Origin of the sequence: Adlercreutzia equolifaciens, assembly GCF_029076695.1 — a bacterium.
Taxonomy (GTDB): domain Bacteria; phylum Actinomycetota; class Coriobacteriia; order Coriobacteriales; family Eggerthellaceae; genus Adlercreutzia; species Adlercreutzia equolifaciens_A.
The window spans coordinates 1-373 of sequence record NZ_JARFIK010000120.1 but is presented as its reverse complement, the minus strand read 5'-3'; the positions used below and the strand labels follow the sequence as shown (position 1 = coordinate 373).

1 protein-coding gene is annotated in these 373 nt (G+C 63.8%); it reads left to right on the top strand.

Features of this window, described 5'->3' with window-relative positions:
- Positions 1 to 373: S1C family serine protease (locus PZH32_RS11720; RefSeq protein ID WP_275208431.1), on the top strand; the 373-nt coding region annotated here is incomplete at both ends.

Below are 373 nucleotides of genomic sequence, written 5' to 3'. Positions count from 1 at the left end.
CAGCAGAGCATGAGCGGCATGGGCGGTCTGGAAGAGCTCTTCTGTTATGGCTATGGTTCCGACCAGGGCAGCCAGGGCAACCAGGACCTGCAGATGTACTCCCAGGGCTCCGGTGTGGTGCTAACCGAGGATGGCTACATCATCACCAACAACCACGTGGTTGAGGGCGGCGATGCCTACAAGGTCACCGTGGCCGGCGAGACCTACGACGCCGAGCTGGTGGGCGCCGATCCCTCCTCCGACGTGGCCGTGCTGAAGGCGAAGGACGCCAGTGGCTTGACGGTCATGGAGGTCGGCGATTCCGACAACCTGACCATCGGCGAGTGGGTCATGACCCTGGGATCCCCCTTCGGCCTGGAGCAGTCCGTGGCCA